Here is a 22,467-nt window from a genome sequence, read left to right on the forward strand (position 1 = left end):
TTGCGCCGTGGTTCAATATTCGCCGAAACACGCCCTCAGGTAAATCAAGTCATCTACAGCAGCCGAGAATCGCCGGAAGGGTCCAGGGGAAGCTATATGGACAGCGCCATGGCGCGGGCAAATCGATCGGGGGACGATGCCGAGATCGCAGATGGCCTCACCCGCCGTGAACACGACATCCTCGCCTTCGAACGTCAGTGGTGGAAATTCGCGGGCGTAAAAGAGGAAGCGATCAAAGAGCTGTTCTCGATGTCGGCGACGCGCTACTACCAGGTGCTCAACGCGCTCGTCGACCGGCCGGAGGCGCTCGCCGCCGACCCGATGCTGGTGAAGCGGTTGCGGCGGCTGCGGGCCAGCCGGCAGAAGGCGCGGGCGGCGCGGCGCCTCGGCTTCGAGGTGACCTGACTCGCTACAGTGGGCTCGATGAAAGAGCGAGTCCCCGACTCCACGGGGCTGCCCCTGCGGGCCATGGTGATGGTGCTGTTGTTTTTAGGCGTCATCTTCCTGCTGCTGGGCTGGCAGGCGCTGGGGTCGTCCGGCAGCTCCGACGACGACTCGGCCTCGGCGGTCTCCACGTCCTCGGCCACCAGCACCTCTGCCACGCCCACGAGCACTAAGCCCGCGGCCAACCGGTCCGATGTTCAGGTGTACAACATCTCGACGAAAGAGGGCGTCGCCTCCCATACCAAGGATCAGCTGACGGCCGGCGGTTTCAACGTCACCAAAGTCGACAACCTGACCGTGCCCGACGTCTCGGCCACCACGGTGTATTACACCGATGCCGACGACGAGCACGCCACCGCCGACGCGGTCGGCAAAATCCTGGGCGCTCCGGTCGAACCGCGCATCCCGGCCCTGAGCGGAGAACCCCCCGGGGTCATCGTCCTCGTTACGGGTTGACCCGTCAGCGGCTAGGCTTCCGCTATGCCTCAGCTCGCTGGTTACCGCACCGCCGCCGTCACCGTTTCCGCGCTCTCCGCAGCAACTTCGGTCGCCCTGCTCGGCGCGTGCTCGTCGCCGCAGCACGCGTCCACGTCCCCGGGCACCACGCCGTCGGTGTGGACCGGTTCGCCGGCGCCGTCGGGAACCGGGACGCCGGAGGGCGGGCCCGTCGCTGCGCCGTCGGGGCCGAGCATCGTCACCCACCTGAAGGCGCCCGACGGCATCCAGGTCGCGACCGCCACCTTCCAGTTCAACAACGGCTACGCCACGGTCACCATCGAGACGACCGCCAACGGGGTGCTCTCGCCCGGCTTCCACGGGGTGCACATCCACAAGGTCGGCAAGTGTGAGCCCAACTCCGTCGCCCCGACCGGTGGCGCGCCGGGCGACTTCCTGTCCGCCGGCGGGCACTTCCAGACGCCCGGGCACGCCGCCGAACCCGCCAGCGGTGACCTCACCTCGCTTCAGGTGCGCAAGGACGGGTCCGGGATGTTGATGACCACGACGGACGCCTTCACCATGGACGACCTGCTCAACGGCGAGAAGACGGCGATCATCATCCACGCCGGCGCCGACAACTTCGCCAACATCCCACCGGAGCGGTACAGCCAGACCAACGGCACCCCGGGCCCCGACCAGATGACGATGAGCACCGGTGACGCCGGCAAGCGGGTTGCGTGCGGTGTGATCGGTGCCGGCTAACTCCGACCACGCGCGCATCGATTTCGCCCGGTCACCGAGGCCGACCCTCGGCGTGGAGTGGGAGTTCGCGCTCGTCGACGCGCAGACCCGCGACCTGAGCAACGAGGCCACCGCGGTGATCGCCGAGATCGGCGAAAACCCGCGCGTACACAAGGAGTTGCTGCGCAACACCGTCGAGGTCGTCAGCGGTGTCTGCCGATCCGCCGGCGAGGCGATGGAGGATCTGCGGGAGACCCTCGGCCCGGCGCACCGAATCGTCCGCGACCGGGGCATCGAACTCTTCAGCGCGGGCGCCCACCCGTTCGCGCAGTGGTCCACCCAGAAGCTCACCGACGCGCCCCGCTACGCCGAACTGATCAAGCGCACGCAGTGGTGGGGCCGGCAGATGTTGATCTGGGGCGTGCACGTGCATGTCGGAATCTCGTCGGCGCACAAGGTCATGCCGATCATGACGTCCCTGCTGAAGTACTACCCCCATCTGTTGGCGCTCTCGGCGTCCTCACCCTGGTGGACCGGCGTGGACACCGGCTACGCCAGCAACCGCGCGATGATGTTCCAGCAGCTGCCGACCGCCGGCCTGCCGTTCCAGTTCCAGACCTGGGCGGAGTTCGAGGGGTTCGTCTACGACCAGAAGAAGACCGGCATCATCGATCACGTCGACGAAGTCCGTTGGGACATCAGGCCTTCACCGCACCTGGGCACCCTCGAGGTGCGGATCTGCGACGGCGTGTCCAACCTGCGCGAGCTGGGCGCGTTGGTGGCGCTGACGCACTGCCTGGTGGTGGACCTGGACCGCAGGCTGGAAGCCGACGAGACGTTGCCGACCATGCCGCCGTGGCACAACCAGGAGAACAAGTGGCGCGCCGCCCGCTACGGGCTGGACGCCATCATCATCCAGGACGCCGACAGCAACGAGCGGCTCGTCACCGAGGATCTCGACGACGTGCTGAATCGGCTTGAGCCCGTGGCGAAATCGTTGAACTGCGTCGACGAGCTGGCCGCGGTGGCCGACATCCCCAGGCTGGGCGCCTCTTATCAACGGCAGCGTCGGGTGGCCGAGGAACACGACGGCGACCTGCGGGCGGTGGTCGACGCGCTGGTGGCCGAGCTGGAGATCTGATGGAGTTGGCGATGTTCCCGCTGGAGTCGGCGCTGCTGCCCGACCAGGAGCTGCCGTTGCGGATCTTCGAGCCGCGCTACGGCGCGCTGGTCCGGCATTGCCTGGACACCGGCGACCCGTTCGGCGTCGTGCTGATCTCGCGGGGGCGTGAGGTCGGTGGCGGCGAGGCGCGCTGCGACGTCGGGGTGTTGTCCCGGATCGCCGAATGCGTCGACCACGGCGCCGGCCGGTACTCCTTGCGGTGCCGGACCGGGGAGCGGATCCGGGTCTGCGCGTGGCTGCCCGACGATCCCTACCCGCGGGCGACGGTGACCCCGTGGCCCGACGAGCCGGGTGAATCGGTCACGGCCGCCCAGCTGGTCGAGGTCGAGGACAAAGTGATGGCCCTGTTCGAGCGGATCGCCGACGCGCGCGGCGTGGCGTTGCCGGACCGCACGCAGCTGCTGGGGGAGGACCCGGCCGCCGAGCCCGGACAACGCCTGTACGCGTTGGCCTCTCGCATCCCCATCGGCACGGCCGACGTCTACGCGGTGCTGTCGGCGCCGTCGGCCGGCGAGCGCCTGGCGGCGCTGCGCGAGGCGGTCGAGGCTCTCGCCGAGGTGGTGGAGTTTCAGCTTTCCGAATAGTTCGACAGGGGACTAGATGAAGGTACATCTGCAGGTCGACGGCTCACCGGTGGACGCGACGGCGAGCGCCGCCGACATCGCGGCGACGGGCGCCGACGGCCTGTTCACCTTCGAGGGCCAGCACGATGTGTTCTTCCCGCTGGTCCTCGCCGCCGGCACCACCCGCCTGGACCTGATGACCAACGTGGCGATCGCGCCGCCGCGCAGCCCGCTGCACCTGGCCCACGCCGCCTACGACCTGCAGCTCTACAGCGGGGGGCGGTTCCGGCTCGGCCTCGGCTCGCAGGTGAAGGCCCACATCGAAAAGCGTTACGGCAGTAAGTGGGAGCGGCCCGCGGCCCGGATGGGCGAAACCATCGCGGCGATCAAGGCGATCTTCGCGGCCTGGGAAGGCCGCGCCCGCATGGACTTTCGCGGCGAATTCTTCACCCACACCATCATGGCGCCCAACTTCAATCCCGGGCCCAACCCGTTCGGGCCGCCGCCCGTGCTGCTGGGGGCGTTGGGCCCGGTGATGACGCGCACCGCCGCGGAGGTCGCCGACGGGCTGCTGGTGATGCCGTTCAACAGCGCCCGCCACTTCGCCGACCGCACCATCCCCGCCGTCCGCGAGGGCCTGCGGCGCTCGGCGCGATCCGCCGAGGACTTCGAGATCATCGTGCAGGCCATGGTCGCCGTCGGCCGCGACGAGGCCGACCTGACCGCGGCGACCGACGGTGTGGCGTCGCTGATTTCGTTCTACGGCTCGACGCCCGCCTACCTGCCCGTGCTCGAGGCCGAGGGCTGGGCCGACGTCCAGCCCGAGCTCAACGCCCTGTCCAAGCAGGGCCGCTTCCCCGAGATGCGCCGGCTGGTCAGCGACGAGATGGTGGCGCGGATCGGGATCGTCGGCACGCCCGAGGAATGCGCGCGGCAGATCGCCGCCCGGTTCGGCGAGCACGCCGCCGAGGTGTGCTGCTACTTCCCGGGTTACACGCCGGCGGCCGCGGACGTCGCGGACCTGATCGGCGCCCTACACCGCACCCCGGCGCTGCGATGAGCCCCGACCTCACCGTCGACGTCGACGCGGGCGTGGCGGTGCTCACGCTCAATCGGCCCGACCAACTCAACGCCTACACCGCCGAGATGGGCGCGCTGCTGAGCCGGGCCTACTCGGACTGCGACGGTGACGACGACGTCCGGGCCATCGTCGTGACCGGGGCCGGGCGGGCGTTCTGCGCCGGCGCGGATTTCTCCGGCGCGGCAAACCCTTTCGACGCCCCGGGCGAGGAATTCTCGGCGTCGCCGATCACCCCGGCCGCCTTCGAGCTGCGCAAGCCGGTGATCGCCGCTGTCAACGGGCACGCGATCGGCATCGGCCTGACCATCGCCTTGCAGGCGGACCTGCGCATCGTGGCCGACGACGCGAAATACGGTGTGGTGCAGGTCCGCCGGGGCGTGCTCCCCGATTGCATGGCGCACTGGACCTTAACGCAGTTGACCACGCTGGGGGCGGCCGCGGACATCCTGCTGACCGGCCGCACCTTCGGCGGGGCCGAAGCGGTGACCCTGGGCATCGCGAACCGGGCGCTGCCCGCCGGCCAGGTGCTCGACCACGCGGTGTCGGTGGCCCGCGACATCGCGGTCAACGTGGCACCGATGTCGGCGGCGCTGTGCAAGCGGCTGCTCTGGGACACCGCGATCAACGGCTACACCCCGCGCCAGGTCGCCGCGCTGGAAACCCAGCTGCACCAGCGGGTGATGGGCACCGCCGACGCGCGCGAAGGGGTCGCCGCGTTCCTGCAGCGCCGGCCGCCGTCCTTCACCGCGCGGGTGTCCCGGGAGTGGACCGAGCTGCCCGAACCGTGACGCGGTGGCCACGCCGGCACCGTGACGATCAGCCGCTATCCGCTGGACCTTGGCCGACGTGCGCGCCGAGGGGGCCGGATGGGCCCGCCGGCCAGCAACTCGGCCAGTGCCATACCGAGGCTGTGCAGGCTGGTCGGCAGCGAATACGTTCGGTCGACGGTCCAGTTGAGGATTCCCCCGGACAGCGCCCCGACGATGATGTCGGCCAAGGTTTCCGCGTCGTGCCTCGCGCCGATCTCGCCGCGCGCGATGCCCTCCTTGACCAGCTCGACGAAGGTGTCGTGCAGCTTGGACCCGCGCTCGATGCCGTAGCCGTTGGTGGCCAGCATTTCCCCGATCAGCTCGCGATAGGTGTCGCCCGATTCGACCAGTGTCGCGGCGATATCGTCGAATACGCCGACGATGCGCGCCGGGATCGCTTGGTCGGCGCGGTCGAAGACGACGTCATGCAGGTTGACCAGTCGTCGTTGCGCCAACGCACGGATCATGTCCTGCCGGGTAGCGAAGTGGTTGAAGAACGTTCGATTGGCGACGTCGGCGCGCTCGCAGATTGCCTCGATGGTGGTGGCCGAGACGCCCTGCTGCAGGAACAGCTCGAAGGCGGCTGCGAGGATTCTCTCTCGCACCTCGGCCTTGCGCCGTTCATGCCGGTTCACGTTCTGTCGCACAACTTTTCGGAAAGGATCCACCAGTCCGCAGCGCGCGCTTCGTCGTGCGCGTAGGGCGCGACCGCGTCGCTGATCCCGCAGTCTTCCAGATACAACGCGCCCTTGTCGGCCAGCTCCGGGCTGACTGCGGCCCAGACTTGGGTAGCCGCACCATACTCGGGGGTGGTGAAGTCGAGGAACCCGTCGGTCGCGTCGCCCCGTCGGGCGGTGCCGCCGGCGGCCATCGTGCGTAGCGCGGAGAAGTCCGCGCGCGACATGTGCCGCGCCAGCGAAGTGGCCACGGTGCCGGGATGGACAGCGTAGGCTCGGATTCCGAGGCCGCGCAGACGCCGGTCGGCTTCCAAGGCATGCAGGATGTTCGCCGTCTTCGACGCCCCGTAGGCCACGAACTTGTCGTATTCGCGACGCTCCCAGTTGGGGTCGTCGAAGTCGACGTCGCCCATGACGTGGCCCCCGGAGGACAGGGTGACGATCCGCGCCGCGCCGGCGGTGGCGAGGTTGGGAATCAGGAGCCGGGTCAGTTCGAAGTGCCCGAAATGGTTGGTGCCGATCTGTGTCTCGAAGCCGTCGCGGGTCCGCCCGAAGGGTGTGAACATGACACCGGCGTTGTTCATCAACACGTCGATGGCCGGTGCGATGTCGCGGATCGCGTCGGCCGCCGTGCGCACACTGGCCAGATCGGTGAGGTCGAGCGCGACCGTCGAGGTCTGCGCGCCGGGCACCTCGGCCGCGACCCACCGATCCGCCTCCGCCAACCCCGCCGGGCTGCGGGCCGCCAGGATGACGTGTGCGCCGGCGGCGGTGAGCGCTCTGGCCGCCTCGCGGCCCAGCCCGGACGATGCGCCCGTGATCACACATGTCTTGCCGGACAGGTCGATTCCGTCGATGACCTGACGCGTGGTCGGACGTTGGGTCATGCCGGTGCCAGCTGCCAAAGGGGCACCACGACCGCGGGGTCGCACTCCTCGTCTACGATCCACTTGCACATCCGGCGGATCGGTTCGATGGCGTCCTGCGGCATGGCGACCGCCACGTTACACGCGTAGCCCAGGCTGGTCAGGCGTTGAGCGCCGAACAACGGCAACGTGTCCCGCAGCTCACGCTTGAGCGATTCGGGGTAGATCCCGATGGTCTGGGTATAGGCGTTGACCGCCGCGGTCACCCTGTCGATGCCGTCGACCGGGACGATGTTGGCGATCCGCCCGGACAACATCGGCGAATAGTCCACGGGTTCATCGAATTGCGAGACGACGATGGCGCCTTCCCGCCGTTCGCCGCCGATCACGCGGTAGAAGTCCTCGGCCATCCGCGAGGCATCGACGTGGTCCAGCAGCTCGCGGTTGGGGTAACGCGGTGGGGTGCTGACAACCGAGGGCAGCGCGATAAGCTCGTCGTAAATCAGTTCACCGAGCCGGTTCGCGTTGGCCAGACCCGCGGCGTCGGTTCCACTGAGCACGTAGATCACCCGGGCGTTGGCGCACCCCTCCTGATTGGCCACGCCGATGTCGGTGGCGGCCCGGCGGGCCACTTCGCGCATCACCTGCTCGCTGTCGAAGGCCTCGCGACCGATGATCGTGGCGCTGCGCTTGGGGTCCAGCGCAATGAGTTCCAAACCGGGCTGGATATACCGAGTCACATGTTTAACCGATGCCAAGCCGCCCCAGGCCACGATCTTCTCGATGTGATGCGGCTGATAGAGCTTCTCTTCGACGGTGAGGTCGCCGCCCTTCCAATAACCGACCACAAGGTGCTTGGTGATCGGGTGATCCGGGGCGATGTCGGCCAGAGTGCGGGCGATGGCGACGGCGGTGAGGGGATCGTTGGACGGCGCCTTGATGATGACGTCCGATCGGGTGATGACCGACCGCAGGATGGTCACCGCCGAGACCAACCCGCCGTTACCCGCCGGGATGTGCAGGGTTCTGGCACCGAAGGCACGCACCCGCAGGTCACGACCGTCACGCAGCCTGCGCGTGACCCACCCGTTCAGGTAGTCCAATCCCACCTGCGTGTCTGCGATTTCGATGACGTTGTCCCGCGAGAACAGCGGCCCCAGCACGCGGTAGCTGTTCTTCAGCATCTCCGCCGGCAGCACGTTGGCGACCAGCGAGGCCTCGTAGGCCTCCTGCAGGTGGTCGTTGGTCTCGAAGTTCAGCGCGTCACCCAGCGCCGCGAGCACATCGAGGATCTCGTCGAAGCCGAGCGCGTAGAGGTCGCTCATCTGTGCGGGGCTACGCAAGGTCAACCGGTCGACGTGCTTGGTCATGTCGGGCGCCTGGAACTGTGCTGCCCCGATGCGAGTATCGAACGGGATCAGGTCGTCGGTGATGACGCGGCCGCGCAGGAAGAGCGGGACGGTGTAGGCGATCACAGCTCCACCCCTTTCATGAAGTCAACCGCCTCGTTGTGCACCTCATGCGTTGCGGCGCAGGTGATCCGGTCGTCCTCGACCCCCTCCTTCTCGCTGTAGCGGACGATGTCGCGCTCGAAGGCGACGCTGGCCTGCCCGCAGGGACACCGAGCGTCCCAGTCGATGGTGACTTCGTCGCCGGATATGACACCGCCCCAGTGGGCGCGCAGCAAGATGTCGTATACGGCCGCACGTCCGGTCTGCACACCGGTGCGAGGAAGCGGCTCGCTGGTGTCGGGATCGAGCACGAACGGAATAACCCACGGCGCCACGTGGTAGCGGCCCTCGGCGCAGCCCCAGTGAAAAGTGCTCGACTCCGAGAACCCGTAACCGACCTGGATACGGTCGACGCCGAGGAACTCCTTGATGACGTCCATGAAGTCGTCCGGCAGCGCAACGCCTTTCATCCCGCCGCCGGTCAGGATCGCCGAGTCGGGGGCGAACACGTCGCGCATCCCACGTTCGAGGCCGGCCCTGGCGATGTCGTACATCAGGTGGTAGGTACCGAGCATGAACACCCGCTTGCCGCGCAGCTGCTCGGTGATTCGGGCGAAGAACGCATCCATGTCCTGGGCCTGACGTGCCTGCATCGCGATGAACTCGTCCTTACGGGCGGCCAGCGCCGGGTCGATCTCGAGCCGGTCGAGCTCGCCACGCGATGCCGCCGCGCGCATCTTGGAGGCCAGAAACATCAGGTCGGTGTCCACCGCGAATGGGTAGAGGGCGTGGAATCTGCTTTCGTCGCCGCCGGTGAAGCCGCGCTTGATCATGTTGGCGATGCGCAGGTGACCGAGCTTGCCGTTGGCGAAGTTCGGCCACACCACGTCGACGGAGGGGTTGAGTTCGGCGTCCGTCGGCTCGCGGCCGAAGGTCTGGAACAGGCAGATCTTCCACAGCGTCATGCCCTCCTCGGTGCCCCGCTTGTCTTTGGGAAGGATCGAGATGGTTCCGGTGGTGCCGCTGGAGGTGATGACCTCCAGCGGGGTCTGCGCGTCGAGCCGGTCGATCCACTCGTCAATCCCACTGCAACCGACGGTGTCCACGGTGGAAAGGTCGTAGCTGGTGAGCTTGTCCAGCCACCTGGTCAATAGGTCGAACCGCTTCTTGTCGATGAGCGCCGGCGGATACGACTTGAACGCGGTATGCGAAAACATCAGCGGCGCAACGTCGTCGAAGTCGTCGAGTGCGCTGATGCCCAGTCGATCCGCCAGCTTGCGGAGCATTTCGATGCTGCGGTAGTGCTCTTGGAAGCGGATGCTCATCGCTTGGCGCTGCAGGTCTTCGAGGTCGCGGCGCGCGATGCTGTGCATCCGGGTGTAGGACCGGTCGAAGAAGCCGATCGGGTCATTCATGAATTCGGTGACCGTCATCGCCGTCCCTCGATCCGTTGCTGCTGAGCCGCGAGGCCCACCATAACGGTTCATGCAGAGACAAGCAATAATGCAGTCTACTGCAAATTAGGCCGTTAGCCTCGCTCCGCCGTGCTGAGGCCACACCGCCGCGCGCGCCATCAGCCGCGGCGCGACGACCCGATGCAGCGGCCCGACGACGGCCCAGACCGTCCGGGCCCTGAGTCTGCGGCAGTAGTGCACGCGGGTGGTGAGGCTGGCGCGCCGATCGTCGCGGCGGCGCAGCGTCAGCTCGCCGCGCATGAGCGGTCCGCGCGCCCTCAGCACCAGCTCGTCGGGATCCGAACGCACGATGGTCCAGCCGATGAGGTGATCCGGTGACGAGATCGGGCCGAGGTCAAACCCCAGGACGTGGCGGTGGATCCACAAGACGGCGCCGCCGCCCGATCCGCGCCCGACCGCGTCGCGGAACGTCTGCTCGGCGGTGCGCGAGTCCCCTTGGGGGAGCGGCACTTCGAAGACGTCGGTGTAGTCGGCCCGCTCGGCGGCCCGAGCGATCCGGTTCAGCGTCCGCCGGACGACGACGCGGTGGCCGCCGGTGCCGATCACGAGCGCCCGGTAAACCTTGCCGTGCACGCCGGGGAAGGCCGCCCAGGTCGCCGAGCGCACGCGGGTGCGGGCGCCGGTCAGGGGCTCCAATTCGAACACCCACCGGTACACCGCGAAGGGGTGCCGGCCCTTCAGCGCGAACCGGGCCGGCGCCCGCGCCTCGTCCAGGGTGAAGCCGATCGGCACCGTCGACGGGTCGCCCGGGTCCCGGCACATCACCCGCAGCAGCGCCGACCACGTGTCAGCGCGCCCCGCGTCAACGGTTATGGCATGCTCATCGATATAGGGTAATCGTTCCATATAGAAGGACCATACTAGATCGTGGCACCTCCGCGGAAGCATGAAACCGATGTGATCCTCGACGCCGCCCGGGCGCTGGTGCTCGACGGCGGGCCGCGCGCGGCCAGCGTGGCGGCGATCGCCAAGGCCAGCGGCGCGCCCGCGGGCACCCTGTATCACCGGTTCGGCAACCGCGACGGCATCCTGACCGCGGCGTGGCTGCGGGCGCTGGAACGCTTCCAGGCGCGCGCCCTGGCCGCGGGTGGCGAGACGGCCACGGACACCGCCGTGGCGATGGCGGTGTCCGCCGTCGGCTTCGCCCGCGAGTTGCCCGACGACGCCCGGCTGCTGTTGACGATCCGGCCCGGCGACCTGCTCGACGACGAGCCCGACGCGGCGTTCCGGGAGACGCTCGCCGCGATGAACGCGCCGCTGACCGAGCGGATCGCGGTGTTGGCCCGGCAGCTGTACGGCAACAGCAGGCCCCGGTCGGTCGACGCCGTCGCGCGGGCGGTCGCGGACCTGCCCTACGCCGTGGTCCGCCGGCACGCTTACGACGATCCGATGCCGCGCTGGCTCGAGGACGACGTCGCGGCGTCGGCGCGGGCCGTGCTAAGGAGCTTTGGCGAACGCCCGTAGCGACTCCACCTGCGCGCGATCCAGTGAAGGGCGCACGATTTGGCGCGCCGCCGCCAGGTCGGCGGCCGTCACGTCGGTGGCATCGATGGAGCGCCGCATCGCGGTCAGCGCCGCCTCGCGCAGCAGCGCCACGCAGTCGGCGGCACTGTAGCCGTCCAGCTCGGCGGCCACCTCGTCGAGGTCGACGTCGTCGCTCAGCGGGACGGATTTGCCCGCGGTACGCAGGATTTCGCGGCGGGCGGCGGCGTCGGGCGGTTCGATGAACACGTGCCGCTCCAGCCGGCCGGGGCGCAGCAGCGCCGGGTCGATCAGGTCCGGCCGGTTGGTGGCGCCCAGCACGACGACGTCGCGCAGCGGGTTGACGCCGTCGAGTTCGGTCAGCAGCGCGGCCACCACCCGGTCGGTCACGCCGGAGTCGAAGCTCTGGCCGCGCCGGGGCGCCAGCGCGTCGATCTCGTCGAGGAACACCAGGGACGGGGCGGAGTCGCGGGCGCGCCGAAACAGTTCTCGGACGGCCTTTTCCGAGCTGCCCACCCACTTGTCCATCAGCTCGGAGCCTTTGACCGAGTGCACCGACAGCTGCCCGGTGCTGGCCAGCGCGCGCACGACGAAGGTCTTGCCGCAGCCGGGCGGCCCGTACAGCAGGACGCCGCGGGGCGGTTCGACGCCCAACCGGGCGAAGGTGTCGGGGTGCTGCAGCGGCCACAGCACCGCCTCGGTGAGCGCCTGTCGGGCCTCGGCCAGGTCGCCCACGTCGTTGAGGGTCACGTTGCCGACGGTGACTTCCTCGCTGGCCGAGCGGGACAGCGGCCGGATGACGGTCAGCGCGCCGACGAGGTCGTCCTGGTTCAGCTCGGGCGGGTGCCCGTCGGCGCTGGCACGTGACGCCGCCCGCAGCGCCGCCTCCCGCAGCAGCGCGGCCAGGTCGGCCACCACGAAACCCGGTGTGCGCGCGGCAATCTCGTCGAGGTCGAGGCTGCCCGCGGGCACGGATTTCAGCAGCGACTCCAGCAGCGCCTTGCGGGTGCCGGCGTCGGGCAGCGGCAGGCTGATCTCCCGGTCGCAGAGGTCCGGCGCCCGCAGCCGGGCGTCGAGCTGGTCGGGCCGCGCGGAGGTGGCGATCAACGCGACGCCCTCGGTCGCCACGGCGCTGCGCAGCTCGCCCAGGATCAGCGCGGCCACCGGCTCGGGGGTGGCCGGCAGCAGGGCGTCGACATCGGTGATCAGCAGGACGCCGCCGCCGTCGCGGACGGCCCGCACCGCCGAGCTCACGGTCTTGAGCCGGTCCTCCGGCGTCAGCGCGCCCACCTCCGGGCCGTCCAGCTTGACCATCCTGCGGCCGTCGCACACCGCGCGCACCAGCGTCACCTTGCCCACCCCGGCCGGGCCGGACACGAGCACGCCCAGGTTGGCGCCGGCGCCCAGGGTCTTGAGCAGGTGCGGCTCGTCGAGCGCCAGCTTGAGCCATTCGGTGAGCTTGGCGGCCTGCGGCTGCGAGCCCTTGAGTTCCTCGACGACCGTCTCCGGGCTGGCGACGTCGACCAGGTCGGTCGACAGTGTCGCGCCGACGGACGGCATACCCACGCCCCAGGTGACCAGCGAGTTGGGCTGCACGCTCACCGGCCCCCGCGGATCCACGCCGGTGACCGTCAGCAGCTCCGAGGTCCAGCTGATGCCGACCGACGCGGCCAGCGCGCGTGTGGCGTCCGCCGTCGAAAAGCCGGGTCCGAGATCGCGCGGCAGCAGCGACACGGCGTCGCCGACGGTCAGCACCTTGCCGAGCAGTGCCTGCCGCAGGGTCATCGGCGAAATCGACTGGCTGGCCAGCGACGAGCCGGACAGCGTCACGGACCGGGCGCCGTAGACGGTGACCGCGCCGACGATCACGGCGTTGCCCTCGCGCACCCCGGCGTTGGACAGCGTCCCCTCGTCGAGCATCCCGGTGCCGACCCGGGTGTCCGGCCCGGCCACGCCCCCCCCCCCCGCCGTGGTCCCCGAGCCCGTCTCCGCCCCCGCGTCCCACTCCCGGATGCCCAGCGCGGCAACCACGCTCGGGTGCAGCCGGACGACGCCGCGGCGCGAGTCGACGGCGGAGGTGTTCAACCGCGCGGTGAGCGTGAGCTGACGGGCCGCATCCTCGCCCGGCCGGCTCATGGCAGGCGCCCACCCGGTTTGCGCAGACCCAGCCGCGCCATCGACCGGCGGTGCGGCTGCGCCCGGCGGATCGCGCGGCGCGCGGCGCGGCGCTGCTTGGGCTCGTCGGACCACGCCTCGGGGTGCGCGGCCAGCCAACGCTGGTTGCGGACCGCGAACGGGACGTGGCACAGATAGGCGATGATGATGACCCAGATCAGCACGTAGGGGGCCAGCACCGCCGCGGCCGCGCAGATGGCCAGCAGCGCCAGCAACGGCGCCGCCCAGCTGGGCGGCACCGCCGCGGCGTGCATCTTGCGCATCGGGATCTTGCTGATCATCAGCATCGACGTGCCGGTGATCCAGATGCACAGGAACGTCGTCGACGTCCACCAGCCCTCGCCGAACTGCAGCTTGAGCCCGATCAGCCCGATCATCGACACCGCGCCCGCCGGCGCCGGCATGCCGACGAAGAACTCGTGGGTGTAGGCCGGCTGGCTGCCGTCGTCCTGCAGCGCGTTGTACCGCGCCAGCCGCAGCACCACGCACACCGCGTAGAGCAGGATCACCACCCAGCCGGCCGGCGACTTCGTCAGCATCGTCACGTAGAGCACGATCGCGGGCGTCACCCCGAAGTTCACCGCGTCGGCCAGCGAGTCGATCTCCTCGCCCATCCGCGACTGGGCGTCCAGGATGCGGGCCACCCGGCCGTCCAGGCCGTCCAGGATGGCTGCCGCGGCGATCAGCGCCATCGCGGCCTTGGGTTGGTGCTCGAGGGCGAACCGGATCGAGGTCAGGCCCGCGCAGATGGACAGCACCGTCATCGCGCTGGGCAGGATCTGCAGGTTGACCGACGGCCTGCCGCGTGGCTTGCTGATCATGGCAGCTCGGCCAGCACGGTTTCGCCGGCGATCGCGCGCTGGCCCTCGCGGACCAGTGGTTCGGCGCCCGCCGGCAAATAGGTGTCCAGCCGGGAGCCGAACCGGATCAGGCCGTAGGTGTCGCCGATCGTCAGCTTGTCGCCGACGCGCGCGTCGCAGATGATGCGCCGCGCCAGCAGCCCGGCGACCTGCACCGCCACCACCTCCGCGCCGGTTGGCGTCCGGATGCGCAGGCTGGTGCGTTCGTTCTCGGTGCTGGCCGCGGCCAGATCGGCCGAACCGAACCGGCCGGGCCGGTGCTGCATGGCGATCACCTCGCCGCTCACCGGGGCGCGTTGCACGTGGGCGTCCAGCAGTGACAGGAAGATGCTGACCCTGGGCAGCGGCGCGTCGCCCATCCCGAGTTCGGCCGGCGGGGCGGCGTTGTCGATCACGCACACCAGCCCGTCGGCGGGTGCGACGATGGCGCCCGGCCGGGTCGGCGGCACCCGGGGCGGGTGGCGGAAGAACCCGGCGCAAGCGCCCGCCGCCAGCAGGCCGGCCCGTCGGATCCACCGATGCCTGCGGCCGGCCAGCGCCACTGCCAGGCCACCGGCGATGAACGGACGGCCGGCCGGGTGCACCGGCGGAACGGTCGAACGCACCAACTCCAGCGCGTGCTGCGGGCTGAAGGTTGGCTCTTCGGCCGTAGGGCCGACAGGGCGGGGGCGGCGTGCCACGCGGCCATCTTACGAAAGCCGCGGCTGGTTGGTTCGGGACCGCTTGGGGAACGCCCATCTTCGACATGCATCCGAATGACCCGCGGCTGCGCCGCGCGAAGATCGCCGTCACCGCCGTGTTCATCGCCCACGCGGTGGGGTTCTCGTCGTGGGCCGCCCACATTCCGGCGGTCAAGGCCGGGCTCGGCCTGTCCGACGCGGCGCTGGGCACGGCGCTGTTCGGCGCGCCGCTGGGGTCGGTGCTGGCCACCGTGGGCAGCCACTGGGCGCTGCCGCGCTGGGGTAGCCACCGGCTGATTCCGGTCACCGCGGCCGGTTACGCGCTCGCGGGGACGACGGTGGGGCTGGCCCGGTCCGGCCCGGCGCTGTTCGCGGCGCTGGCGTTGTGGGGGATGTTCCAGGGCGGGCTGGACGTCGCGATGAACACCCAAGCCGGGACGGTCGAGCGGCTGGCGCGCGCACCGATCATGGCCCGCTTCCACGGCATGTGGAGCCTGGGCGCGTTGCTGGGCGCCCTGATCGGCGCGGCGTGCGTCGGGGCCGGCGTCGGGCTGACGCCCCAGCTGGCGGCGGTCGGGCTGGTCGTCCTGATCGTCGTCGCGGCGCTGGCGCGTGGGCTGATCCCGGACCCGGCGGCGTCGCCTCGGGAGCGGTCCGGGCGGGGCTGGCTAACGCCGACGGTGGCGATCCTGGCGGCGGTGGCCTTCGTGTCCTTCTTGTGCGAGGGCGCCGCCACCGATTGGTCGGCCAACTACGTGCGCAACGTCGTGGGCGCCGGGCCCGGGGTCGCCGCGCTGAGCTATGCGGCGTACACGCTGACGATGGTCCTGACCCGGCTGGGCGCGATACGCCTGCACGCGCGGGTGTCGGCCCGCCGGTTGCTGCCGGCGCTCGCGCTGGTAGGCGCTGCGGGCATGGGCGTGACGCTGGCGACCGCGAATCCGGTTGTCGCCGTGGGCGGTTTCGCCTGCTTGGGGGTCGGCGTGGCGCTGCTGGTGCCGACCGCGTTCAGCGCCGCCTACGGCGCGGGCGGCGCGGGCTCGGCGATCGCGATCGTCGCCGCGACGGGCTGGCTCGGTTACCTGTTGGGGCCGCCGCTGATCGGCCACCTGGCCGACCGGGTCGGACTGTCGGCGGCGCTGGTGACGATCCCGGTGCTGATGTCGGTTGTCGCCGTCGCCATCCGCAGCGCCGCCGCGTTCGACCGGGCCGACGATTTCCATCGGCAGGTCGCCACCCCTGCGGGTTAGGTGAGGTCCCAGACCTGCAGCTCGGTCCCCTCGGGCACTTCCACCACGTCCTCGGGGATGTCCAGCAACGCGTTCGCCGACGCCAGCCACCGCAGGTGGTGCGAGGCCGGCGGGCCGTAACTGGTGACCGTGGCGGAGTCGCGGTCCAGCACCGCGCGACGAAACTGCCGCTTGCCGCGTGGCGAGGTCAACGATTCGGTGAGCACGGCCGCCCGGTGCGGTCGCTCCGGGTCGGGCAGGCCCATTGCCCTGCGCAGGGCGGGGCGGATGAACACCTCGAAGGACACCAGGGCGCTGACCGGGTTGCCGGGCAGGGTGACGATCGTCGCGCCGGCCACCCGGCCGATGCCCTGCGGCATGCCGGGCTGCATCGCGACCTTGACGAACTCGACGCCCTGGTCGCCCTCGCGGCCGAAGGCGTCCTTGACCACCTCGTAGGCGCCGGCGCTGACCCCGCCGCTGGTGATGATCAGGTCGCAGTCGGCCGCGTACCGATCGAGGATCGAACTGAACTGCGCCACATCGTCTTCCGCGGTCGCCACGGCGATCACGTCGGCGCCGGCGTCGCGGACGGCCCCGGCCAGCATGATCGAATTCGACTCGTAGATCTGCCCCGGCCGCAGCGGATTGCCGGGCGCCACCAGCTCCGACCCGGTCGATATCACCAGCACCCGCTGGCGCGGCAGCACCGGCAGCTCGGCCATCCCCAGCGCCGCGGCCAGGCCGAGCATGGCAGGCGTCACCACCTGGCCGCGCCGCAACACCGTCGTGCCGGGGGCGACGTCTTCGCCGGCGCGCCGGATGTGCTTGCCGGGCTCGCGGGGCGCGCGGATCGACACGACGTCCACGCCGCCGTCGGTGTCTTCGACCGGCACGACGGCCGTCGCCCCGGCGGGCAGCGGCGCGCCGGTCATGATGCGGTGCGCGGTGTTGGGTTGCAGCGTCAACTCGTCGGTGCGCCCGGCGGGAATGTCCTCGGCAACTTTGAGCGTCACCGGATGCTCGGGTGTGGCGCCGGACGTGTCCTCGGCGCGCACCGCGTATCCGTCCATCGCGGAGTTGTCGAAGACCGGCAGCGCCAGGCGCGCGACCACGTCCTCGGCCAGCACCAGCCCCTGCGCCTCGGCCAGCGCGGCGGTGGCCGCCGGGCGGGGACGGATCAGTTCGGCTACGACGCGCTGGTGTTCTTGGACCGACCGCACCGGGCCATTATCGGCCGGTCGGATTTCCCAACCGACCCCGGTGAGCCCTTGGGGCCGACGTAGAGTCGAGAACGTGATTACCGGGATGGCCCACACCGGGGTGTGTGTTCCGGATTGCGAGGCGGCCGTGGCGTTCTACCGCGACGTGTTGGGCCTGCGTGTGCTCTCGCCGCCATATGTGATGACGGGTAACGCCATTCGCGAGGACATGGGCGAGCTGGTGGCGGACCCCAGCATGAAGGCGGCCATCGTCGGGTTTGACGCCGACGGCGACCGGGTGCTCGAGGTGATCGAATACCTCGGTCCGCGGGACTCCGATCGCCCCGGCCGCGACGCCCTCACCGACCCGGGGCTGTCCCACGTCGGGCTGATCTGCGAGGACCTCGACGCCACCCGGGCGGAGCTGGAGAGCAGGGGCGTGCGCTTTCTGGTCAGCGGAATCGCGGAGGTCGCGCGCGTCCGCACCACCTGGTTCGTCGACCCGTGGGGCGTGGTGTTCATCCTGGTGGAGAAGAGCGGGCCGCAGCGACCCTACTTCGCCCAATGGGACTGAAGCCGCGAGTCGGGATCATCGGCGCCGGCGCCGGCGGCATCGCCATGGGCATCCAGCTGGCCGAGGGCGGCTACGACTTCACCATCTTCGACCGGGCCGACGGATTCGGCGGGACCTGGCGCCACAACACCTTTCCGGGCGCGGCGTGCGACGTCCCGTCACACCTGTACTCGTATTCCTTTGCGCCCAACCCGCGTTGGAGCAAGACCTACGCCGACCAGCCCGAGATCCTGGCTTACCTGGAAAAGGTCGCAATGGACCACGGGCTCGGGCCACGCCTGCGGGCGAACACCGCGGTGGCGTCGGCGCGCTGGTCGGACAACCGGCGCCGCTGGACCCTGACCGACGACGCCGGTCGCGAGCACGAGTTCGACGCGGTGGTCAGCGCCGTCGGGATGCTCGACGTGCCCCATGTCCCAGACATCCCGGGCGCGCGGCGGTTCCGGGGCCGCCAATTCCATTCGTCCCGATGGGATCACAGCAAGCCGACGGCCGGTGAGCGGGTGGCGTCCATCGGCACGGGCGCCAGCGCCATCCAGTACGTGCCCGCGATCGCGCGGGAAACCGCGCACCTGACCGTGTTTCAGCGGACCCCGATCTGGATCGCGCCCCGCTTCGACTTCCCGTTCACGCCCGAACAGCACGAGCTGTTCGAACGCCACCCCGAGACGGCCCTCAAGCTGCGCGACGAGGCGTTCGACGCCTACGAGTCGTCCAGCTTCGACGTCGACGCCGCGCAGACGCGGGAAGCGACCGAGCTGGCCCGCAGCTACCTCATGCGCAAGGTGGCCGACCCCGAGCTCCGCGCGAAGCTCACGCCGGACTATCCGGCCGGCTGCAAGCGGCCGCTGATGTCGCGCGAGTGGTATCCGACGTTCGCGTTGCCCAACGTCACCCTGGAGACGACCGCCATCGCGGAGCTGACCGAGCGCGGTGTGCGCACGGTCGACGGCGTCGAGCACCGCGTCGACACCGTCATCTACGGCACCGGGTTCAAGGCCGCCGACTACCTGGCCAGCGTCGACGTCCGCGGCACCGGCGGGCGCCGCCTCGCGGACGATTGGAGCGACGGGGCCGAGGCCTACCTGGGCACCCTGGTCGCCGGCTATCCCAATTTCTTCACGCTGTACGGCCCCAACACCAACGGCGTCAACTCGATCATCTACATCCACGAGGCGCAGACGACGTTCGTCCGCCACATCCTGGACACGATGAACGCGCGGGGGGCGCGCACCGTGCAGGTGACCCCCGACGCCCAGCGCCGCTACAACGACGAGATACAGGCCGCCATGGCGGGCAAGGTCTGGCTTGCGTGCGACAACTACTTCCGGCATCCGAGCGGGAAGGTGGTCACCCAATTGCCGTACAGCGGGCGCACGTTCTTCGAGCGCACCCGCGAGCTGGTCGACGCCGACTACCGCTTCGGTCGGTGACCGGGCCGCAGGCGCCGCCCGCGCACCCTGGCCGACGCGCTCGGCACCCGCCTCAGGCCCGGGCGCCTCGGCCGTTTGACCCGCTCGGCGGTTCTGACCGGGGCGCTGAACGCCGTCTCGACCTTCATCCGCAGCCACGCCGCGGCGCGCTTCGACCTCACCTGCACCGGCAAACCCTACGTCGCGCACGCCGCGTATCGCCGCCGAGCGCCGAGAGTTTGCCGAGCATTAACCGGGCGGGTCTACTGCACCCAATAGTTGTCGTGCCGGACGAACCACTCCCGGCGTTCGTCGTCGGTCATGTCGGCCAGCGCCGCGAAGCCCTCGAAGTAGGCCTCGCGCGGTGCGCCCGGGGCGAACAGCATCAGGATCGACGCCGGCTCGTCGGCCTCGTTGCGGAAGCCGTGCACGCCACCGGGCGGCACGTAGAGGAAATCGCCCGGATGCCCGTCGGCCCACTGGGTGCCGTCGTAGAGCTTCATCGTCCCGGAGAGCACGAAGAACGCCTCGGACATCGCCCGGTGGAAGTGGGCCGGGGGCCCGCCGCCGGCCGGGCCGATGTCGACCCGGTACAGGCCGTAGTCACCGTCGGTGGCCTGCTGGTTGGCCAGGTAGTGGTACTTGGTCCCGAAGCTTTCGTAGTCGGGTGGCTCGTCGGCGCGCTTGAGCCACGCGCTGACCTCCGGCTGGTCCTTCGTGTATCGGGGCGGCGGATAGGGCGGCACGACGAGCGACATGGTTTCCAGCCTGCCAGTTAGCATCGCGAGAGTGGAGGCCCCGGAAGACGTGCGCGCGCAACGGCTGCTCGAGGCCCAGGAGAAGGCGTCGCAGTTGTTCGATGAGGTCGAGCGGCGCGGCATCATCCGTCCCGGCGTTTCCGAGCGACGGCTGTCCGACGAAATCAATGACCTGTCCGCGCAGCTGTTCGGCGTGACGCGGCACTGGCATCGGCGGATCGTGCGGGCGGGCGAGAACACGCTGCAACCCTTCAGCGAGCGCCCACCGGACCTGGTGGTCGCCGAGGGCGACATCGTGTTCCTCGATTTCGGGCCGATCTTCGCGGAGTGGGAGGCCGACTTCGGCCGCACCTTCGTGCTCGGCGACGACCCGGCGAAGGCGGCCTTGCGCGACGCGCTGCCCAGGGTGTGGCGCGCCGGCCGCGAGTACTTCGACAGGCGCCCGGACGTCACCGGGGCGGAACTGTTCGACTTCGTCGTGGGCGTGGCGCACGCCGAAGGTTTCGACTTCGCCAGTTCGATCGCGGGTCACCTGGTCGGCGAGTTCCCGCACAAGAAGATCGCCGGCCCCGGCGTCGAGTGGTACATCGCGCCCGGATCGGACAAGCCGATGCGTCGCACGGACGCGACCGGCCGCCTGTGTCATTGGATCCTGGAGATCCATCTGGCCGATCGGGTCCGCGGCTTCGGCGGTTTCTACGAGCAGCTGCTCGATCTGCCCTAGTCAGACCAGCGGGTACGTGACGCCGGTGAGCTCCTCCGACACCGCCCACAATCGCCGCTGCACGTCGACGTCGTGGGACCGGCCGTTGGACGTCACCAGCTTGGGGTAACCCCGCTGTTCGCCGAAACCGTCCGGGCCGTAGTACTGGCCGCCGAGCACGCCGGGGTCGGTGGCGGCGCGCAGCGTGGGCAGGGCGCCCATGTCCGCGGCCTGGAAGAGTGGCTCGACCACGGCCGTGAGCGCCCCCACCAGTGCCGGGAGGTTGCGGGTCAGCTCGGTGCGCGAGCCGCCCGGGTGTGCGGCCACCGCGATCGTCGTCCCGCGGGGCGCGAGCCGTCGCTGCAGCTCGTAGGTGAACAGCAGGTTGGCCAGCTTGGCCTGTCCGTACGCGCCCACCCGGCTGTAGCGGCGTTCCCATTGCAGGTCGTCGAAACGGATCCGCCCGAAGCGATGGCCCTGGCTGCTGACCGTGACGACCCGCGAGCCGGCGACCGGCAGCAGCCGGTCCAGCAGCAGGCCGGTGAGGGCGAAATGGCCGAGGTGGTTGGTCCCGAACTGCAGCTCGAAGCCGTCCTTGGTGGTCGCCTTCGGGGTGAACATCACTCCCGCGTTGTTGATCAGCAGGTCGATGCGGTCGTAGTCGGCCTTGAGCTGCCCGGCCGCGGCGCGGACGGAATCCAGCGACGTCAGGTCGAGCTCCTGCAGCGCCACGTCGGCGCCGGGGATCTTGGCGGCGATCCGCGCGGCGGCGTCCTTGCCCTTGTCGAGGTTGCGCACCGCGAGCACGACGCGCGCCCCGTGGTCGGCCAGCGCGGCGGCGGTCTCGTAGCCGAGGCCGGTGTTGGCCCCGGTGATGACGGCGACCCGGCCGGCCTGGTCGGGAATGTCTCGTGCGGTCCATTTGGCCATGACGGGCTCCTTGAACTAGTAGAGTAAACGGGGCGAGTGCTCCGGTTCCGACTATACGGAACGTACGCCCCGTTTTGTCAACCGATGGGTGGTGAACAGTTGGCCCAACCCGCACGGCCGCTGCGCGCCGACGCGGCGCGCAACCGCGCACGCGTCCTGGACGTCGCCTACGAGACCTTCGCGGCCGAAGGCCTGTCGGTGCCCATCGACGAAGTCGCCCGGCGGGCCGGGGTTGGCGCCGGCACCGTCTACCGGCACTTCCCGACGAAGGAAGCGCTCTTCACGGCCGTGATCGAGGACCGGATGCGCCGCCTCATCGATGACGGGCACGCCCTGTTGGAATCGGAAGGCCCGGGGGAGGCGCTGTTCGCCTTCCTGCGCTCGATGGTGCTGCAGTGGGGCGCGGCGGACCGCGGTCTGGTCGACGCGTTGGCCGGGTACGGGATCGACATCGCCTGCGCGGCACCCGACGCCGAGGACGCGTTCAAGGCGATGCTGGGCGAGCTGCTGCGTGCCGCGCAGGAAGCGGGCACGGCGCGGCGCGACATCGAGATGCAAGATCTCAAGGCCATCCTGGTCGGCTGCCAGGCGGTGCAGGCCTACGACTCGGCGCTGGCCGAGCGGGCTACCGACGTCGTCGTCGACGGCTTACGCGCGCAGCGATAAGGCCTGACCTGTTCTTGCACTCGGCATAGGCGAGTGCTAAGAATGACGTTGGCACTCGCGACAGGTGA

General features: G+C 70.0%; 24 protein-coding genes. 13 read left to right on the plus strand and 11 right to left on the minus strand.

The features are described 5' to 3' along the window. Positions 1 to 96: 96 nt before the first annotated feature. Genes BRW65_RS11415 through BRW65_RS11445 form a run of 7 tightly spaced genes read left to right on the plus strand, consistent with a single transcriptional unit; the run spans position 97 to position 5,238 of the window. A complete protein-coding gene (locus tag BRW65_RS11415; RefSeq protein ID WP_007167558.1) occupies positions 97 to 405 on the plus strand; it encodes a DUF3263 domain-containing protein in 309 nt (102 codons plus the stop codon). 18 nt (positions 406 to 423) lie between these two features. Further along, the gene (locus tag BRW65_RS11420; protein WP_073874576.1) at positions 424 to 900 is read left to right on the plus strand and encodes a LytR C-terminal domain-containing protein; all 477 of its coding nucleotides are present in this window, start codon (positions 424 to 426) and stop codon (positions 898 to 900) included. Positions 901 to 924: 24 nt separating this feature from the next. Further along, a complete protein-coding gene (gene sodC, locus BRW65_RS11425; RefSeq protein WP_073874578.1) occupies positions 925 to 1,644 on the plus strand; it encodes a superoxide dismutase[Cu-Zn] in 720 nt (239 codons plus the stop codon). Next, positions 1,634 to 2,764, plus strand: a complete 1,131-nt coding sequence (locus BRW65_RS11430; protein WP_073874579.1) for a glutamate--cysteine ligase — start codon at positions 1,634 to 1,636, stop codon at positions 2,762 to 2,764. Before sodC ends, BRW65_RS11430 begins: the two co-directional genes overlap by 11 nt. After that, positions 2,764 to 3,390: an LON peptidase substrate-binding domain-containing protein gene (locus BRW65_RS11435; RefSeq protein WP_073874580.1), complete on the plus strand. Its 627-nt coding sequence runs from the start codon at positions 2,764 to 2,766 to the stop codon at positions 3,388 to 3,390. Before BRW65_RS11430 ends, BRW65_RS11435 begins: the two co-directional genes overlap by 1 nt. 16 nt (positions 3,391 to 3,406) lie before the next feature. After that, complete coding sequence (locus BRW65_RS11440) at positions 3,407 to 4,429, plus strand: TIGR03617 family F420-dependent LLM class oxidoreductase (RefSeq protein WP_073874581.1); 1,023 nt, start codon at positions 3,407 to 3,409, stop codon at positions 4,427 to 4,429. After that, entirely contained in the window at positions 4,426 to 5,238 is an 813-nt protein-coding gene (locus tag BRW65_RS11445) for an enoyl-CoA hydratase-related protein (RefSeq protein ID WP_073874582.1), read from the plus strand. Before BRW65_RS11440 ends, BRW65_RS11445 begins: the two co-directional genes overlap by 4 nt. Before the next feature lie 35 nt (positions 5,239 to 5,273). On the opposite strand, the gene BRW65_RS11450 is transcribed toward BRW65_RS11445, so the two are convergent. The 5 genes from BRW65_RS11450 to BRW65_RS11470 all read right to left on the minus strand — a co-directional run bounded on the left by BRW65_RS11450 (position 5,274) and on the right by BRW65_RS11470 (position 10,574). Then, positions 5,274 to 5,894, minus strand: coding sequence for a TetR/AcrR family transcriptional regulator (locus BRW65_RS11450; protein ID WP_073874584.1), 621 nt, complete (start codon positions 5,892 to 5,894; stop codon positions 5,274 to 5,276). Further along, complete coding sequence (locus tag BRW65_RS11455; RefSeq protein WP_073874586.1) at positions 5,891 to 6,823, minus strand: SDR family NAD(P)-dependent oxidoreductase; 933 nt, start codon at positions 6,821 to 6,823, stop codon at positions 5,891 to 5,893. Before BRW65_RS11455 ends, BRW65_RS11450 begins: the two co-directional genes overlap by 4 nt. After that, on the minus strand, positions 6,820 to 8,277 hold the full coding sequence (locus BRW65_RS11460; protein WP_084187791.1) for an acyl-CoA reductase: 1,458 nt from the start codon (positions 8,275 to 8,277) through the stop codon (positions 6,820 to 6,822). Before BRW65_RS11460 ends, BRW65_RS11455 begins: the two co-directional genes overlap by 4 nt. Next, positions 8,274 to 9,686 carry a hypothetical protein gene (locus BRW65_RS11465; RefSeq protein ID WP_073874588.1) on the minus strand — a complete coding sequence of 471 codons (1,413 nt, stop codon included), beginning with the start codon at positions 9,684 to 9,686 and terminating at the stop codon, positions 8,274 to 8,276. The genes BRW65_RS11460 and BRW65_RS11465 overlap by 4 nt, the downstream gene beginning before the upstream one ends. Before the next feature lie 87 nt (positions 9,687 to 9,773). Continuing rightward, positions 9,774 to 10,574, minus strand: coding sequence for a DUF2867 domain-containing protein (locus BRW65_RS11470; protein ID WP_073874590.1), 801 nt, complete (start codon positions 10,572 to 10,574; stop codon positions 9,774 to 9,776). A gap of 21 nt (positions 10,575 to 10,595) precedes the next feature. On the opposite strand from BRW65_RS11470, the gene BRW65_RS11475 reads away from it, so the two are divergent. Continuing rightward, the gene (locus tag BRW65_RS11475) at positions 10,596 to 11,192 is read left to right on the plus strand and encodes a TetR/AcrR family transcriptional regulator (RefSeq protein ID WP_073874592.1); all 597 of its coding nucleotides are present in this window, start codon (positions 10,596 to 10,598) and stop codon (positions 11,190 to 11,192) included. On the opposite strand, the gene BRW65_RS11480 is transcribed toward BRW65_RS11475, so the two are convergent. From BRW65_RS11480 to BRW65_RS11490, 3 genes are read right to left on the minus strand one after another with little or no spacing between them, the layout of a single operon-like run. Next, positions 11,166 to 13,346 (minus strand): AAA family ATPase, encoded by a 2,181-nt coding sequence (locus BRW65_RS11480; RefSeq protein WP_073874594.1) that lies wholly within the window; start codon positions 13,344 to 13,346, stop codon positions 11,166 to 11,168. The genes BRW65_RS11475 and BRW65_RS11480 overlap by 27 nt on opposite strands. Further along, positions 13,343 to 14,206, minus strand: coding sequence for a CDP-diacylglycerol--serine O-phosphatidyltransferase (pssA, locus tag BRW65_RS11485; protein WP_073874596.1), 864 nt, complete (start codon positions 14,204 to 14,206; stop codon positions 13,343 to 13,345). The genes BRW65_RS11480 and pssA overlap by 4 nt, the downstream gene beginning before the upstream one ends. Next, complete coding sequence (locus BRW65_RS11490; protein ID WP_073874598.1) at positions 14,203 to 14,925, minus strand: phosphatidylserine decarboxylase; 723 nt, start codon at positions 14,923 to 14,925, stop codon at positions 14,203 to 14,205. The genes pssA and BRW65_RS11490 overlap by 4 nt, the downstream gene beginning before the upstream one ends. Positions 14,926 to 14,990: 65 nt before the next feature. Here BRW65_RS11490 and BRW65_RS11495 point away from each other — a divergent pair, with 65 nt between their 5' ends. Beyond that, positions 14,991 to 16,175, plus strand: coding sequence for an MFS transporter (locus BRW65_RS11495; RefSeq protein WP_073874600.1), 1,185 nt, complete (start codon positions 14,991 to 14,993; stop codon positions 16,173 to 16,175). Here BRW65_RS11495 and moeA read toward each other — a convergent pair. Beyond that, a complete protein-coding gene (gene moeA / locus BRW65_RS11500; RefSeq protein WP_073874602.1) occupies positions 16,172 to 17,377 on the minus strand; it encodes a molybdopterin molybdotransferase MoeA in 1,206 nt (401 codons plus the stop codon). The two genes, BRW65_RS11495 and moeA, sit on opposite strands and share 4 nt — an antisense overlap. 73 nt (positions 17,378 to 17,450) lie before the next feature. Here moeA and BRW65_RS11505 point away from each other — a divergent pair, with 73 nt between their 5' ends. Further along, the gene (locus BRW65_RS11505; RefSeq protein WP_073874604.1) at positions 17,451 to 17,930 is read left to right on the plus strand and encodes a VOC family protein; all 480 of its coding nucleotides are present in this window, start codon (positions 17,451 to 17,453) and stop codon (positions 17,928 to 17,930) included. Further along, entirely contained in the window at positions 17,921 to 19,363 is a 1,443-nt protein-coding gene (locus BRW65_RS11510) for a flavin-containing monooxygenase (protein ID WP_073874606.1), read from the plus strand. The genes BRW65_RS11505 and BRW65_RS11510 overlap by 10 nt, the downstream gene beginning before the upstream one ends. Positions 19,364 to 19,605: 242 nt before the next feature. Here the strand turns inward: BRW65_RS11510 and BRW65_RS11515 are convergent, their stop codons facing one another. Then, entirely contained in the window at positions 19,606 to 20,100 is a 495-nt protein-coding gene (locus BRW65_RS11515; protein ID WP_073874608.1) for a cupin domain-containing protein, read from the minus strand. A gap of 31 nt (positions 20,101 to 20,131) precedes the next feature. Here BRW65_RS11515 and BRW65_RS11520 point away from each other — a divergent pair, with 31 nt between their 5' ends. Continuing rightward, a complete protein-coding gene (locus BRW65_RS11520; protein ID WP_073874610.1) occupies positions 20,132 to 20,824 on the plus strand; it encodes a M24 family metallopeptidase in 693 nt (230 codons plus the stop codon). Here BRW65_RS11520 and BRW65_RS11525 read toward each other — a convergent pair whose 3' ends face one another. Continuing rightward, positions 20,825 to 21,733: an SDR family NAD(P)-dependent oxidoreductase gene (locus BRW65_RS11525; protein ID WP_073874612.1), complete on the minus strand. Its 909-nt coding sequence runs from the start codon at positions 21,731 to 21,733 to the stop codon at positions 20,825 to 20,827. 99 nt (positions 21,734 to 21,832) lie between these two features. Here BRW65_RS11525 and BRW65_RS11530 point away from each other — a divergent pair, with 99 nt between their 5' ends. Continuing rightward, entirely contained in the window at positions 21,833 to 22,399 is a 567-nt protein-coding gene (locus BRW65_RS11530; RefSeq protein WP_432206420.1) for a TetR/AcrR family transcriptional regulator, read from the plus strand. Positions 22,400 to 22,467 lie beyond the last annotated feature (68 nt).

The organism is Mycobacterium paraffinicum (assembly GCF_001907675.1).
Classification (GTDB): Bacteria; Actinomycetota; Actinomycetes; order Mycobacteriales; family Mycobacteriaceae; genus Mycobacterium; species Mycobacterium paraffinicum_A.

Coding starts and splice junctions, on each gene's coding strand:
- BRW65_RS11525 (WP_073874612.1), bottom strand. CDS start 21,733: ATGGCCAAATGGACCGCACGAGACATTCCCGACCAGGCCGGCCGGGTC.
- BRW65_RS11455 (WP_073874586.1), bottom strand. CDS start 6,823: ATGACCCAACGTCCGACCACGCGTCAGGTCATCGACGGAATCGACCTG.
- BRW65_RS11480 (WP_073874594.1), bottom strand. CDS start 13,346: ATGAGCCGGCCGGGCGAGGATGCGGCCCGTCAGCTCACGCTCACCGCG.
- BRW65_RS11495 (WP_073874600.1), top strand. CDS start 14,991: ATGCATCCGAATGACCCGCGGCTGCGCCGCGCGAAGATCGCCGTCACC.
- BRW65_RS11435 (WP_073874580.1), top strand. CDS start 2,764: ATGGAGTTGGCGATGTTCCCGCTGGAGTCGGCGCTGCTGCCCGACCAG.
- BRW65_RS11515 (WP_073874608.1), bottom strand. CDS start 20,100: ATGTCGCTCGTCGTGCCGCCCTATCCGCCGCCCCGATACACGAAGGAC.
- BRW65_RS11445 (WP_073874582.1), top strand. CDS start 4,426: ATGAGCCCCGACCTCACCGTCGACGTCGACGCGGGCGTGGCGGTGCTC.
- BRW65_RS11465 (WP_073874588.1), bottom strand. CDS start 9,686: ATGACGGTCACCGAATTCATGAATGACCCGATCGGCTTCTTCGACCGG.
- BRW65_RS11470 (WP_073874590.1), bottom strand. CDS start 10,574: ATGGAACGATTACCCTATATCGATGAGCATGCCATAACCGTTGACGCG.
- BRW65_RS11440 (WP_073874581.1), top strand. CDS start 3,407: ATGAAGGTACATCTGCAGGTCGACGGCTCACCGGTGGACGCGACGGCG.
- BRW65_RS11420 (WP_073874576.1), top strand. CDS start 424: ATGAAAGAGCGAGTCCCCGACTCCACGGGGCTGCCCCTGCGGGCCATG.
- pssA (WP_073874596.1), bottom strand. CDS start 14,206: ATGATCAGCAAGCCACGCGGCAGGCCGTCGGTCAACCTGCAGATCCTG.
- BRW65_RS11415 (WP_007167558.1), top strand. CDS start 97: ATGGACAGCGCCATGGCGCGGGCAAATCGATCGGGGGACGATGCCGAG.
- BRW65_RS11510 (WP_073874606.1), top strand. CDS start 17,921: ATGGGACTGAAGCCGCGAGTCGGGATCATCGGCGCCGGCGCCGGCGGC.
- sodC (WP_073874578.1), top strand. CDS start 925: ATGCCTCAGCTCGCTGGTTACCGCACCGCCGCCGTCACCGTTTCCGCG.